Below are 13,690 nucleotides of genomic sequence, written 5' to 3' on the forward strand. Positions count from 1 at the left end.
TGAGCCTAAAGAGATGGAGGAATGAATGTAGTTGAACATTTTGATTTGTGATGATGATAAAGAAATTGTAAGAGCGATTAGCGTTTATTTGGAAAATGAGGGATATCAAGTATTCAAAGCTTACAATGGGATAGAGGCAATCGATCTTATTCGAGATCACGTTATTCACCTAATTATTATGGATATTATGATGCCAAAAATGGATGGGATTACTGCGACGATGAAGATTCGACAAGATAATATGATTCCGGTAATTATGCTTTCTGCCAAGTCTGAGGATTATGATAAAATACTCGGATTAAATATCGGAGCAGATGATTATATGGCCAAGCCGTTTAATCCATTAGAACTTGTGGCTAGAGTGAAATCGCAGCTAAGAAGGTATACGACATTCGGGAGTCTTGAGGCGAGTAGTTATGTACTTCAAACGGGCGGGCTCATGATTGATGATGAACAGAAAATCATTACCGTTGATAAAGAAGAGGTCTATTTGACACCAGTGCAGTATAAAATTTTAAAGCTTCTCACAGCAAATGCTGGGAGAGTATTCACGATTGAAGAGATTTATGAAAAGGTATGGAATGAAAGGGCCATTAATCCAGAAAATACGGTTTCGGTTCATATTCGAAAGATTCGAGAAAAAATTGAAATTAATCCGAAAGAGCCGAAGTATTTAAAAGTTGTATGGGGAGTTGGGTATAAAGTTGAGAAATATTAGTCATGCACTCATTACGAAAGTGGTTGTGTTTCTGATTGCCATCGTTTGTTTAACTGGAGCAGCGAAGGCAATTATCAACATGGAATTTAATGAGGTTCATCTTAGTAGTATAAATCAAGATAATTATTTTGAGAGCCGAGTATTTGCTGATGAAAGTTACGATCTTATTACCTCTTTAACGCAATTAATCGGAAAGTATAAAAGTGAAGAATATATTTTAGGTGGTAAGGCACTGACTAAAGAAGATAGACGAGGAATTGAAAACGAGTTATTCAATGAATTTCATTACAACGGATATGATTACGACTTAAGTGAAGCGGACAATAAGCGCATCTTTAAAGAAGAATATGCAGATGACATCAATCGTAAAAAAGACGAAAGCATGAAAGAACAGGTAAGAGAATTTTATCGGTTACTCAGCACACTAGAAGCATATGAAGGAAGCGTGTATTATGCGAGTGATGGAGAACGTGCATTCTCCAATAGTGAACTAAATAAGAAAGAGCAATTTGAATCATTTGGTGCATATATGCTATTTGAGGATTATCAACAAAAGCTTTATCCAAATGAAGTGAAAGAAAGTCAATACCTCGATTACTTTACAAGCAATGTTGAAGAATTGAATCCACAAAAAGATGTCATTTTTGTGGCGTTTAAAGAATCTTTCTTACAACAAAAAATGTCGGAATGGGAAAAAGACAAAGCGATTGCCAAAAGTTTTCTTAATGAATTAATTGTATTTCTAGCAGGATTTATTTTATCTTTTGTTTATCTAATCATGGTTATTGGAAGAACGTCATTTAAAGATAAAGAAATTCATTTTCATGTCATTGACAAACTATATAATGATCTCAATATTGTGATAGTCGTTTCTTTAACAGCGATGTGGATAGCAATGATTGTTGAAGTGTTGCACGATATGCACACGCTTCTCACGGCACCTATTTTTATCATTGCCTTACTGATGATTTTATCGCTCGTAAAGCATATCAAAAATAGATCATTACTTCAGCATACACTCATCTATCAAATTCTCAAAAAGGTTTTTCTTTCGGTGAAAAATGTATTTGATAGTGGCAGTATAGGTGTAAAAACTGTGCTGCTTGTCATCGGTTATCCAATAGTAGTTGCAGCAACGTTTTTCATGTTTCCCGTTACCATTGGTCTAGCTGCCTGGTTTGCGATGAAAAAGGTGAAGTCATTTAACCGCATTAAAGAGGGCGTAGAGCAAATTAAGAATGGGGATATTCATCATCGAATTGAAGTAGACGGAAAAGGGGAGTTTAGCCGACTCGCAGCGAATATTAATAGTATTAACGATGGGTTAAAAAAGTCAGTGGATAGTGAGATCAAGAGCGAGCGTTTAAAAACAGAGCTCATTACAAATGTTTCGCATGATATCAGAACGCCATTAACGTCAATCATTACGTATGTCGATTTATTAAAAATAGAAAACGACCCTGAAATAATTGCAGAATATGTAGACGTGTTAGATCAAAAATCGAAAAGACTCAAGCTCTTAACGGATGATTTATTTGAAGCGGCTAAAGCGTCAAGCGGAAGTATGCCTGTTCAGTTAGAACGAATTGATATCGTATCATTACTAACTCAAGGAATAGGAGAGATGGATGAAAAAATTGAAGCGTCATCATTAGATTTTAAGTTAGCTCACCCAACAGAAAAGGTGTATGTGAAGGCTGATGGTAAACTCCTATGGCGCTCCATCGAAAACTTATTCTCGAATATTTTTAAATACGCACAACCTGCATCAAGGGTTTATATTGATGTTGAAGATTTAGGGAATGAAATACTCGTGACATTTAAAAATATTTCGGCATATGAATTAAATATTTCAGTCGATGAACTAATGGAACGCTTTAAACGAGGGGATGAATCTAGATCAAGTCAAGGTAGCGGATTAGGGTTGTCGATTGCTGAAAGCCTGATTCACATCCAGCTCGGACGGTTCTTAGTTCAAGTAGATGGCGATTTATTTAAGTCGATGATTTATCTACCGAAATTTCCAAATGAATAATGTAGCAAGGGAATAGGACATGTGAGTGTCCTATTCTTTTTCTGTGTATAGATGTAGCTAATAAAAGAGATAGAGATGTTGTTGAAAAATTTCAACGTACTTCAGGTTTAGAAAAACATGCTTATGCTAGAAAATTAGAGAATTGCGGATATTCAGAAAGAATACTGAAGGTAAGTATTGATGTGCAAATCGAAAATAATAATCAAATTGTAAAAGTATCTTATTCATGTGAAATGGACAAGGTACTTTTTTTCATGAAAAACCGCACTTAGCCACATCATGGAGAGCCGTATCATTAGTAAGATAATTAAAAAATTACCCATTTCATTTGGCCGTCACTTGATTGAAGACATTCACACTGTCTATTTGACAGGGGCAGCTCAAATGGAATCAACTTTTGAAATTTTTATATAACTATTTTTTCTTCAATTTCATGGATGTATGAATTTAAAATACCAATTTGCTCTTCTAATTTTTTCTTATGCTGAAATAAAATTGCTTTAGTATTCATATCTTCATATTCTAAATTTATGTTTGAAATGCTTGCTCTTATATCTTCAATCGACATTCCTAGATGTCGGAAACATCTTATTAAATTAAGGATTTCAATGTCTTTATCATCAAATGTACGATGTTCTTGTTTATTTCTTTTTATTGGAGGAATTAAATTTATTTTTTCATAATATCTGATCGTGCTTGAAGGAATTTGAGCTAATAGGCTAGCTTTTTGAATAGAATACACAGCACGTCCTCCTTGACTTAAAGTATGGTTTAACCTTTAAGGTTCATAGTATCAAACAAAAAGGAGCATGTATAATGAAAAACATTTTAGTAGTTGTAACTAATATTTCTAAATATCCAAATCTGGAACGTGCAACAGGATTATGGTTAGGAGAAGCTGTTCACTTTGTAGATCAGATGGAAAAAGAGGGATATAAAATAGTTTACGTTAGCCCTAAAGGTGGATATACATCGATTGATCCACACAGCTTACAACCAGATCAAATGACTGAATTAGATTGGCAATATTATTCAAACGATGATTTTTTAAATAAGCTAGGTGCTACTTTATCGGCAGAAGATGTTAATCCTGAAGATTATGATGCCATCTATTATACAGGTGGACACGGTGTAATGTGGGATTTCCCTAATGATGAAAAGTTACAAAACATTGCTAGTAAAATATATGATAATGGCGGGATCGTCTCTGCTGTTTGTCATGGTACTGTTGGTTTATTAAATATTAAAAATGCGGCAGGCAACTACTTAATTGCCGACAAAAAGGTTGCAGGTTTTGCAAACACTGAAGAAATCGCACTTGGATTAGATAAAATAGTTCCATTTTTAACAGAAGATGAACTTGTTAACAGAGGAGCCAATTACGTGAAAGGCGAAGACTGGGCAGCGTTCGCTGTAGTTGATGACCGTGTTGTCACTGGACAAAATCCAGCATCAGGTGGTGCAGTTGCCAAAGGGGTATTAAAATTATTGAAATCAGCACGATAATATAACACTCGAGCTTCTGAAAAAAGCACTTCCTTGATCATTGATTGATCAAGGAAGTGCTTATTTTTGCTTTCGAAACGGCGCTAAAATACTTCGGTTTAATGAAAGCTAGCGCAACTGGTCAATTAAAGGTACAAGGTATATTTCAAGGCATCTATGCAACGATGAGATAACTACGGCATGCAGACTAAGTCATCTTTTAAAAGATCTATTTAAAAAAGGAACTTTTTTTAGTGCAATGCAAACCGGAATAGCTACACAGACACCTACAATATTTTGAATGAGGTTTCCGGGAATTGAGGCTACCGGTATAATCCAACTACCAAATAGGACGCGTTCACAAATATAATAGACGCCTAACATAACGGGAATCGAACTGATGGTAGCTAGTAGATTGAATGTGAAACTGTTTCCTTGGCGGCCATTCGACCAGGCAATTTTTCCGACGATATATCCTTGTAAGCCTCGGGCTACAATCGTAAATGGTGCCCATAATGTCCAACCAGATACTAAATCAAATAACCCCATACCAACAGCACCGGCAATTGCTCCTTTTTTAGGACCAAATATGATGGAAATAATAAAAAGCATGCCTGTTCCAAGATGAACCAAACCGCCATTTGGTGATAGAGGTAGTTTGATATTTATTAAGAGAGTTGCAATGAATACGAGTGCAATTAACATTGATGTTTGAATTAAATCAAAAGTGCGTGATTTTGTGCTTGAATAACTTTTTGTTGTATTCATAGATATGATGTTCTGGTTCTTAGTCTTTTTGTCGGTTTGAACCAAATCAGATGTCTGTGAGTCTATGTCGGAATAACCTTTTGTTGCGTTCATAGATCATTCCCTTTTTTTAGTAGTACTCTTATTTGTTCATAACCTTATCAAAGTTTTGGTACTTCTAAAAGTATCAATTTACACTAAAGTTTAGGGGTCAGTTTGTGGAAGAGGGATAAATTTTAGCAGGAATAAATAAGGTATATATGTTGAATTAAAGAATCCCATTGAATTTGCTATGGTGCTCAATAAGGAGAGGGTTTTAATTCGGGGTGTGGATTGTAGAACGCTTGGCGCTTCGGGAATGCCTTTCGCCGTAAGCTTGGATTAGCGCTTCGCATCCAGTCTTACGGCTTCGGCGACCCCTTTGCCGTGCCTGCGCTAGGGTGTTCATTATCGAGAAAAGTGTAATTTTGAGATGTATATGCTGAGATTATAAAGTGATTACTAGTTGCTGCTAATTATATTCAAGAAAAACGTGCTCCAGCTTGCAGTTTTCATCACAAATAATGAAATGCTCTTTCTCAAATAGACCATCCAGCGAAGACGCGACTTCGTGGTAGCCGGAGCGATAAGACTGAAAGCGGTCTCCTTTCTGGGTTATCGCGGGAGGCATCCACAAAGCGTCGAAGCGGTATTAGTGGGAATCCTAATTCATTCCAATTACAAGGGCTTTTTCAGTGGCCTCCCAAAAGCCCTTGTAAAGCGCATACGCCATATTCATTTGTTCAACATATATGGTTTCAAAATCAATCAACTAAAAACCGTGTAGGAGGGGTAATACATGGCTAGAAAAAATGATAAAGAGCAATTGGTATCTTACGATAACAGTATTAAAAAGAGTAACGAGTTTTCGATGGCGAATTTAAACCACGGCTTAACGTTAAATCAAATGCAGTTACTTGCTTACTCTATCTATTGCACACAACAAGACGGTAGCACAGAGTTTATCAAGGCTGATTTTGAAAGGAAATTCGGTCTTAAAAGATATAAGACCGAAGATGCTTATAAAGATAGCGAAAAGGTTTCTGCATTAAGATATAGCACTCAAAATTTAGAAGAAAAAAAGTTTAGGTTTACAGCTATCTTCACTGATCTCCAATATGACAACGGAACATTTAAAATTGAATGGAATCAAAAATTTGTCCCTCATATTTTGGAGTTGAAAGATTATTATGTAACAACTGATTTAACGATTACATCAAAATTCAAAAGTAGCTTTAGCTGGACATTATACGAGTATTTAAAAGCTCGTTATGGGGCTTACTATGTATCTGCTTCAAAAGAGGCTTTCCTGCGTTTGTTTGGTGTTGAAAATAGAAAGACTTACATAGATAGTACAGCCCAATTTAAACGTGGTGTATTAGATGTAGCTATCAATGAAATTAACCAATATACCGAACTTGAAGTGTGGTTCAAAGAAAAGAAAAAAGGTCGGGCTATTGTCGGATTTGAAATACATTGGTCAACAGGTAAAACAGTTCCGTTAGCAACAGACAATCAATCAGAAGAATTAAAAAGACTGATTGACGTTGTGTTTGCGCTATGGGGCGTTGTTCACAAAATGCAAAATGAAGATATTAAAGAAAGAGCGACCAAGCTAGTTATAGAAACAGAGGGTATGCGAAAAGGCAAAGGAGAACAAGTGACTTCAAAAGAAGCAAGTGAATATATTCCAAGGGCGAAAGGTTGAACAAGAACAGCCAACTTTCAATAATTTATTTATCCTTTTTTCTAACAAAGTAGTTTTTCACCGCAACTAGACAGGTTAGTTGAATATTACCCATAAAGGGGTGAGAGTTGAGGAAACTGAATGGTTGAATAAAACTTTTTTTACAAATATAACCTTTACATTATTTTACTATGTGGTAATATATGGTAGTATTATAAAAAACGACATAGGGGGAAATGATATGTATTCAATTCCGAAAAAGAGGATAATGACTTTAGTAGCAGCAGCGTGCTTCGCTTTGCCATTATCGATTGTCCAAGCTACAAACAGTGATGCCAATGAATCCAACGGAGGATTTGAAATTGTCTATGATACTGATGGTATGGTTTCAGCAAGGGCAGCCTTAGAATCTGGACCTAAAAATGGTGGGTATTGGATTCGTGGTAAAAAAGACAGTAATGTTTATTCCAGTTATAAACATTATGAAAAAATGGGATATGCTTCGGTAGTCAATGGTGAAGGGGATGCTGTTGAAGATGTATATAAGCCAGCGAACGAATATAGTACCGCTAAAGTAAAATGGACGTTGAAGGGGACAAATAAAGCTTATTACGATTTCAAATAACAAAATATATAATTAGTCTAAAAAAAGGGATGATAATCATCCCTTTTTTCAGTTAGGAGAATATTTACTAATGAAAAAAATCATCATGCTCCTTGTTTTTGTTCAACTAGTCTTATTGTCTGTCTTTTCGTTGAATGAGTATAATGCTTTTAAGAATAATCAATTGCTTTATAAAGACACTTCTAGTATTACTATTGAGATTAAATCACAGGTGGAAAGAGGAACTTCATTAAAATCGTTTGACTATTTACGGAATCTATCAGAAAAGTATCAGGTTAGTATATCAAAATATATTTTTCGAAATGAGAAGGATCTTATAATTTATACGACGGATACAATGTTAAATGGCCAAGTTGAGTTGGAAAAAGGTGCTTTTCCAAGCTTACATTCCAATCAGTTTGTATCTATGAAAAATAGAATTAGCGAGGATCAAGTCGGTATTATAAAGCAATCGGAACCTCAATTAATGATTACCATAAAAAACTTAAATGAAGCAAATAACTTCGGTGAGAATGGCATTTATTACATAGGAACTACAAATGATGTAACACTAAAGCAGATTGTATCAGATTTAAATCGCGATATAGCCACAGCTGAAATATTTAATGAGAACAATAGCTATATGAACTATACGACCTTTGGAGAAAATCTCTTATTAGTGGTGAGTATTGGAATCGTTGCTCTTTGTATATTTATCGCTTTTGCGTACTATATAGTTGATAAACTAAAGGTAATATCCATTTTAAGAACTGTAGGATTCAGTTCAGAGAGAGTAAGTCTATACCTCATTAGAGATATTCTAAAACCAATGCTACTCTCAACTCTCAGTGCTTATATTGTGTGTACTACTTATTACTGGTTATTTTACCAGGCTGATTATTTAAAAGAATTAAGTTGTATATACATGTTATATTCATTTTTTGTAGTGTTCATTTACGTCTTATTTCTATTTCTCAGTCTTTGCTTCATAGTGAGAAATAGTAGAATAACGGTCTCTATTAAAGGAAGGAAACCGTTTGCTGTTTTAGCATTTGTCAACTATTGTTTAAAGTTTATATTTGTCGGATTTTTATTGTTTTCTATTAATCAGTTACTGGAAAACACATCTACATTAGAAGCAAAGTTGTCTAACCTATCGGTATGGGAGAAAACGCAAAACGTATACACTACTGTAACTACATATACCGGGCGTGGGAATGACTATGAATTGAATAAAAAATTGAAGAATTATTATATAGATCTAGAACAAAATCACAAAGCTTTTTTAATGAATGCAGCTAACTATTCAGATACCGGAGACGGTGAACTTCTATATGAATTAAATACAAATGGTGAGGATACTCTTATATCACCAAGTGGGAAAATGGTTATTATAAACACCAACTACTTAGAATATAATCCAATTAAAGCATCTACTATTACAGTCGAGGACCAGATTATTGATAATGAAAATACTCTTAATATATTTGTCCCTAATAAATTAAAATCATTAGAGGAGAAAATATATGAGAAGTATAAAAGGTGGTTTTATTTCCAAAAGGTTGAGGTGGCTAATGTATACAACAAAGAAGCAAATAAAAAATTAGATAGTACTAAATTAGAAGATTTATCTATCAACATTATTTATGTAAAAGATAATCAAAATTACTTTACGTTCAGTCCAGATATAGGAGAAGAAAACGGTTTTCTTATTACAGATCCTATAGCTATTATTTTAAAACAGAATCTCGCTGATCAAGTATACAAAGCCTTTCTTTCTAGCAGTTTTTATTTTCACTCAAATAGTGCCGACCCTTACAGTATTTTGAGGCCTTTAATTACAAAAAATGATGTTCAATCCTCAATTCAGCGTGTAAAACCAGTCTATAATGTATATGGAAAAGAAATAGAGTCTTTACAATCACAAAAGAGAATGAATAGTATTATTGTTTTCATTTTAGCTATGTCAAATTTTATCGTGACATTTAATATCGTTGCAAGCTATTATCAAAAAAACAAGATAAAATTATACATCCAAAAGTTATTTGGCTATAGTATGTTAAAAAGAAATTGGTCAATGCTTATTTTACTAATCCTTATTAATGTTGTTCCAATTCTTATTGCGGTTATGATGTATGGGGAAAACCTACTTGTTTATGGAGGACTTATAATCGGGTTGGAAATTTTAGTTGGTATCTTTATTGACCAAGTTATATTTAAAAAGACTTTTAATTCTATAATCAAAGGAGAACATTAAATTGATAGAACTAATTAATATTTCAAAGAAATTTCATGGTAGAACAATATTTGAGGAGTATAATTTGAAAATTAAAAAAGGGGATTTTATATCTATTGTTGGAGAAAGTGGCACAGGAAAAACAACTCTATTAAACATAATTGGACTGTTAGAACGACCTGATAGTGGTGATTTAATCGTTGATGGAAAAAGTAATTTAACAAAAAAGCAAATCTTGTTATTGCAAAGGAATAGTTTTGGATACTTGTTCCAAAACTATGCATTGATTGATAATGAGACAGTAGAGAAAAACTTATTAATAGCTCTTGCATATAGAAAAAACATAAATAAAAAAGAGGAAATTAAAAATGCTTTAAAAGCGGTTAATCTTTCTAACTATGAAAATAGAAAAGTCTATGAATTGAGTGGTGGGGAACAACAAAGAATAGCGTTAGCTAGAGTTATCCTGAAGAAATGTGATTATATATTAGCGGATGAACCTACAGGTAATCTCGACAAAAATAATAGTACTGTCATTTTTGATGTTTTAAAAACCCTTAATCGAGAAGGTAAAACTATTGTGTTTGTAACACATGACCTTGAATTAGCAAACCGCGCAACTACCAGAATTGAGTTATAGTCTTTTGGCACAAGTTTATAGGATCTAGGCAATAAGAAAAGCGTAGAAGAACATGCAAAAGCCATATGTGAAAATTCTAAGAAGTACGGATTCCCATTAAAATATAAACCCAAACAGAAAAGTTGAGCCCGAGAGCTCAACTTTTCTTTATTGAGTAGTTATTTTTCTGGCCAAATACACGTTGATCACTTCAACTCGTTCATGACCAACTTCTTTTGTGACAATTGCTGCAGCTTGTAACTTAGAATAGCCTTTATCTATTTCTTGAACTTTCCGATAATAAAGGACTGAAAGATACATTTTCTATCCTATTGAAGCGAAAAATGGGAAATGGCGACAGGTGATGGAAAGCAGAATTCAGGACGTTCCAAGAGGTGGCCGGCTGTTTATTCGTCCTGGAGAGAGGACACATGCAGCAGTAAATCGTTCGATTCTGGATGTAGTTGTATCGCAAACCGTGATAGGTTAAAGCATTGGCCTTTCCCTCATACATACGGATTTCTCGGCCTTCGATCGTTTCGAATTTTGGGAACATCCTTCTTAATTTTTGTATGATATTCCGTATTGCGAATTTTGATAACTCGCCATGAATCGAATGAAAAAAGCCCCTGGTCCGATTTTTAATCACAGCAAAAAAAGAACTGTGTCTCAATCGGTCCAAAGACCTCTATTAGTCATCACCGATCCCGCATGGGTTCGGTATTAAAAGTTAAAGTAAGTTGATATGCAATAAGTTTATCATTTCATTTCGAAGTTTTCAATTGCTATATTGAACTGTTTTGAAATATAACAGCGACCCTGTTTTTGTTACCTTTTAACTCTCATATAGATGCGGTTGACATAACACCCGTTCAAGGAAGTAGTTAACTCCATTACTATTGAGTAATGGAGTTTGTAAGAATGTAAATACAGATAACTTGTGAGACAATTAGCACTTCCGTTCAGATATATGGATAGGTCGCTTTTTAACAAATCATCTTGACTTTGATTTCAGCTTAAAGGTTCATCGTGAACAGTATCAAAAATACCCTTATAACCCATTTTTATATAATCAATATTCTTAGGGTCTTTAGAAAGGATATTGATTACGTCTCCGCTCGCTCCGAAGTGGATTAGATACTTACTCGTAACAATAATAAATAAAGCATTGAAAGCACAAGTGTTTTTATTGAGAAGTACATCTATTGTATATAAGATTGCCTCACTTACTGGTACATCTTTTATTGATGCAATCTTACCAAACCCATCGTCAAGATCAAACTCTTCACTTGTTAGTTTATATTCTTTCCAATTAACTAAACATATACGCTTTGATAAGTTTTTAGCAATATATTTCTTTCTCCTATTGTATTCTAGGGAAATGAATAGATCGATAGTTGGCTCACCCAACGTGAGGTCGTTAATAAACTTTTGAATACCTTTTACTCGAACTTCACAAAAAAAACCCGTGGAGAATCTAACACGATTCTCCACGGGTGCATCAAAATACATAGAAGAACTCCACGGTTCAGTTAGGAGAACCCCGGACTTAGTATTAATGGATTTAGTCGGCGACCCTGTCGAGTTTCGTATCATACGTACCACTCCTTCTATCTTTTGAACAGAGATTTTGCGGCGAAGTGCCACCTTTCCAAGCAGCCTTACCGCTATGATTATCTATATCACGAGATATATAACCAGGCCCTTTTGTGGATTTTTTCACCTTATCAAAAATCGCGGCTTTACCACATTTCTCACTAATTTTTTTATAACCAAGTTTTTTTGCAGCTGCTTCTGCTTCCTTATCTGTCTTGTATACAGGATCATTTTTAAAAAAAAGTAAATTTATGATATTCTTTGCAACTGAAGTAGTGGCTTCCCACATCACATCTCCAATAATAACAGCACCTGTTACAAGTACCATAACTGTTCTTCTCGGAAGTAGTTAACTTCATTACTCAATAAGATAAAGCTGCCCTGTAAAGGCAGCCGATACTTAAACTAAAGCAACCCTTTTGTTACTTCTCTTTTGGCACGGATTAGTGTGCTTTTAGAAATCCCTGTAATTTCTTCTACTTGCTTATAGGAATTTGTTTCTAATAGCTGTAAAGCGTGTGCTACTTGCTTTTTAGTGAATTTCTTCGGTCTACCTTCACGAAAATCAGGATTCTGCTTCGCAATTGCTTTACCCTCTGCTAATCGTTCAACTATCATATCCCTGTCAAATTCCGCAATGGCTGATAACATTCTTAAAATTAATCTGCCCATTGATGTATCTTCTACAAGTCCCATATTTAATATGTGAACCTTGATTCCTTTTGAAAGCAATTCTTTGATTAGATTTACCCCATCTTCTGCCGATCTTGCGAAACGGTCTAGCTTCGTAACTACCAATGTATCCCCTTTTTTCAGCAATGAAAGTAACTCTACAAATTGGGGGCGATCCGCTTTAGTTCCAGTGAATTTCTCGGAATAAATTTTGTCACAACCTTCACTTTTCAATGTCTGTAGCTGTAACTCTAAATCTTGTGATGCTGTACTTACGCGACCATAACCATATTTCATATGTATTTGCCCCCCTTTTTTGCGGTCTATTTATGACACTTAGTTACGACACCGATTGATGCCTTGATATTACTGCATCCTGATTTTGGTGTCAATACTTAGAAGTTATGACTCCGTTATGGTGTAAAAATAGCCGATAAAAGGGTCGGCCTTCTTGTTCAACTAAAGCACCCGTTAGTAAAAAAGTATCTTCTAAAAAATTTCATTATCCTAGCAATTCTTTGATTCCCAAGCTTTTATTATTTTACCGTTTTGGTCATCTACTTGAATAACACCAACTTCACAATTCTCAGCTATTATCCAAGAAACGCTATACTCTCCCATATCGTTGGTCACTGATTTTATTTCAATTTCATTTTCATCTTTGTTGTAGTTTATAGCAAGATGTTGCAAAACAATTGTTTCTACTTCCTCTTGAGTGATTTTAGGTTCTGAATTACCACAAGCAACTAATATAACAAGTGGTACAATAAAAAGGAAAGTAACCATTCTACGCATATTTTCGCCCCATTTCTTTATTAGCTTTAATTTATTTTTTAAAAGCTAATGTTCTTCTTAAACTAAACTGCTTCGTTAGTTCAAGAAGAAAAAAGAGCCGTCTAAGCATCTCAACGATCTTCAAGTAAAGCACCCGTTAGTTGAATAATATCTCCCCTTTTATTTCAAACCAAATATTCTCTACTATTACTAAACATATGATTGCTAAAATAAAGGCTGTTATAGAGAGTAAGACCTTGTTTCGTAACCTTGTATTGAAACGTATGTATAACTTACCTATCAGGCTGATAAGCAGTATAAAGATAGGAGCTGTTATACATATTGCTATTAAATCAACAAGAGTAAATGGTTTGCTTATGTATGGGTCAGAGTAAATATTGAGAAGAAGAAGTGCGATAAATAAGATGAATTGATAAATAAAAAATCTTACAGGACTCATAAATGATGGGCTCCCTTC

At 34.4% G+C, this 13,690-nt stretch carries 14 protein-coding genes; 7 read left to right on the top strand and 7 right to left on the bottom strand.

Going from position 1 to position 13,690, the window contains the following annotated elements; genetic code table 11:
• The first annotated feature begins 31 nt into the window (after window positions 1–31).
• Both MKX62_RS08450 and MKX62_RS08455 read left to right on the top strand, forming a co-directional pair.
• Window positions 32–718 (top strand): response regulator transcription factor, encoded by a 687-nt coding sequence (locus MKX62_RS08450; RefSeq protein WP_340741211.1) that lies wholly within the window; start codon window positions 32–34, stop codon window positions 716–718.
• Entirely contained in the window at window positions 705–2,753 is a 2,049-nt protein-coding gene (locus MKX62_RS08455; RefSeq protein ID WP_340741212.1) for a HAMP domain-containing sensor histidine kinase, read from the top strand. Before MKX62_RS08450 ends, MKX62_RS08455 begins: the two co-directional genes overlap by 14 nt.
• A 406-nt stretch (window positions 2,754–3,159) precedes the next feature.
• Here the strand turns inward: MKX62_RS08455 and MKX62_RS08460 are convergent, their stop codons facing one another.
• On the bottom strand, window positions 3,160–3,495 hold the full coding sequence (locus MKX62_RS08460; protein WP_187046409.1) for a MerR family transcriptional regulator: 336 nt from the start codon (window positions 3,493–3,495) through the stop codon (window positions 3,160–3,162).
• A gap of 74 nt (window positions 3,496–3,569) precedes the next feature.
• Between MKX62_RS08460 and MKX62_RS08465 the strand changes: the two genes are divergently transcribed.
• A complete protein-coding gene (locus tag MKX62_RS08465; RefSeq protein ID WP_340741213.1) occupies window positions 3,570–4,259 on the top strand; it encodes a type 1 glutamine amidotransferase domain-containing protein in 690 nt (229 codons plus the stop codon).
• Window positions 4,260–4,451: 192 nt separating this feature from the next.
• On the opposite strand, the gene MKX62_RS08470 is transcribed toward MKX62_RS08465, so the two are convergent.
• Window positions 4,452–5,006 (bottom strand): ECF transporter S component, encoded by a 555-nt coding sequence (locus MKX62_RS08470; protein WP_340742566.1) that lies wholly within the window; start codon window positions 5,004–5,006, stop codon window positions 4,452–4,454.
• A gap of 817 nt (window positions 5,007–5,823) precedes the next feature.
• Between MKX62_RS08470 and MKX62_RS08475 the strand changes: the two genes are divergently transcribed.
• The 4 genes from MKX62_RS08475 (at window position 5,824) to MKX62_RS08490 (ending at window position 10,191) form a co-directional block, all read left to right on the top strand.
• On the top strand, window positions 5,824–6,732 hold the full coding sequence (locus MKX62_RS08475) for a replication initiation protein (RefSeq protein WP_340741214.1): 909 nt from the start codon (window positions 5,824–5,826) through the stop codon (window positions 6,730–6,732).
• 220 nt (window positions 6,733–6,952) lie between these two features.
• Complete coding sequence (locus tag MKX62_RS08480) at window positions 6,953–7,336, top strand: lactococcin 972 family bacteriocin (RefSeq protein ID WP_340741215.1); 384 nt, start codon at window positions 6,953–6,955, stop codon at window positions 7,334–7,336.
• Between the two features lie 70 nt (window positions 7,337–7,406).
• Window positions 7,407–9,572: a DUF1430 domain-containing protein gene (locus tag MKX62_RS08485; protein ID WP_340741216.1), complete on the top strand. Its 2,166-nt coding sequence runs from the start codon at window positions 7,407–7,409 to the stop codon at window positions 9,570–9,572.
• A 1-nt stretch (window position 9,573) separates the two neighbouring features.
• Window positions 9,574–10,191, top strand: coding sequence for a putative bacteriocin export ABC transporter (locus MKX62_RS08490; RefSeq protein ID WP_340741217.1), 618 nt, complete (start codon window positions 9,574–9,576; stop codon window positions 10,189–10,191).
• Window positions 10,192–10,338: 147 nt separating this feature from the next.
• Here MKX62_RS08490 and MKX62_RS08495 read toward each other — a convergent pair whose 3' ends face one another.
• The 5 genes from MKX62_RS08495 to MKX62_RS08515 all read right to left on the bottom strand — a co-directional run bounded on the left by MKX62_RS08495 (window position 10,339) and on the right by MKX62_RS08515 (window position 13,233).
• Window positions 10,339–10,491 (bottom strand): hypothetical protein, encoded by a 153-nt coding sequence (locus MKX62_RS08495; protein ID WP_340741218.1) that lies wholly within the window; start codon window positions 10,489–10,491, stop codon window positions 10,339–10,341.
• A 690-nt stretch (window positions 10,492–11,181) separates the two neighbouring features.
• Window positions 11,182–11,682: a hypothetical protein gene (locus MKX62_RS08500; RefSeq protein WP_340741219.1), complete on the bottom strand. Its 501-nt coding sequence runs from the start codon at window positions 11,680–11,682 to the stop codon at window positions 11,182–11,184.
• 52 nt (window positions 11,683–11,734) lie between these two features.
• Window positions 11,735–12,094 (bottom strand): toxin C-terminal domain-containing protein, encoded by a 360-nt coding sequence (locus MKX62_RS08505; RefSeq protein WP_340741220.1) that lies wholly within the window; start codon window positions 12,092–12,094, stop codon window positions 11,735–11,737.
• A 77-nt stretch (window positions 12,095–12,171) separates the two neighbouring features.
• Window positions 12,172–12,735 (bottom strand): recombinase family protein, encoded by a 564-nt coding sequence (locus tag MKX62_RS08510; RefSeq protein ID WP_340741221.1) that lies wholly within the window; start codon window positions 12,733–12,735, stop codon window positions 12,172–12,174.
• A gap of 210 nt (window positions 12,736–12,945) precedes the next feature.
• Window positions 12,946–13,233 carry a hypothetical protein gene (locus MKX62_RS08515; RefSeq protein ID WP_340741222.1) on the bottom strand — a complete coding sequence of 96 codons (288 nt, stop codon included), beginning with the start codon at window positions 13,231–13,233 and terminating at the stop codon, window positions 12,946–12,948.
• Window positions 13,234–13,690: the final 457 nt, after the last annotated feature.

Origin of the sequence: Sporosarcina sp. FSL K6-5500 (assembly GCF_038005665.1) — a bacterium.
GTDB lineage: Bacteria > Bacillota > Bacilli > Bacillales_A > Planococcaceae > Sporosarcina > Sporosarcina psychrophila.

What these genes read in the sequence shown, in the direction of transcription:
- MKX62_RS08505 (WP_340741220.1), bottom strand. Translation starts at nt 12,094, where the DNA reads ATGGTACTTGTAACAGGTGCTGTTATTATTGGAGATGTGATGTGGGAA.
- MKX62_RS08515 (WP_340741222.1), bottom strand. Translation starts at nt 13,233, where the DNA reads ATGCGTAGAATGGTTACTTTCCTTTTTATTGTACCACTTGTTATATTA.
- MKX62_RS08470 (WP_340742566.1), bottom strand. Translation starts at nt 5,006, where the DNA reads ATGAATACAACAAAAAGTTATTCAAGCACAAAATCACGCACTTTTGAT.
- MKX62_RS08500 (WP_340741219.1), bottom strand. Translation starts at nt 11,682, where the DNA reads ATGTATTTTGATGCACCCGTGGAGAATCGTGTTAGATTCTCCACGGGT.
- MKX62_RS08465 (WP_340741213.1), top strand. Translation starts at nt 3,570, where the DNA reads ATGAAAAACATTTTAGTAGTTGTAACTAATATTTCTAAATATCCAAAT.
- MKX62_RS08510 (WP_340741221.1), bottom strand. Translation starts at nt 12,735, where the DNA reads ATGAAATATGGTTATGGTCGCGTAAGTACAGCATCACAAGATTTAGAG.
- MKX62_RS08485 (WP_340741216.1), top strand. Translation starts at nt 7,407, where the DNA reads ATGAAAAAAATCATCATGCTCCTTGTTTTTGTTCAACTAGTCTTATTG.
- MKX62_RS08480 (WP_340741215.1), top strand. Translation starts at nt 6,953, where the DNA reads ATGTATTCAATTCCGAAAAAGAGGATAATGACTTTAGTAGCAGCAGCG.
- MKX62_RS08475 (WP_340741214.1), top strand. Translation starts at nt 5,824, where the DNA reads ATGGCTAGAAAAAATGATAAAGAGCAATTGGTATCTTACGATAACAGT.
- MKX62_RS08495 (WP_340741218.1), bottom strand. Translation starts at nt 10,491, where the DNA reads ATGTATCTTTCAGTCCTTTATTATCGGAAAGTTCAAGAAATAGATAAA.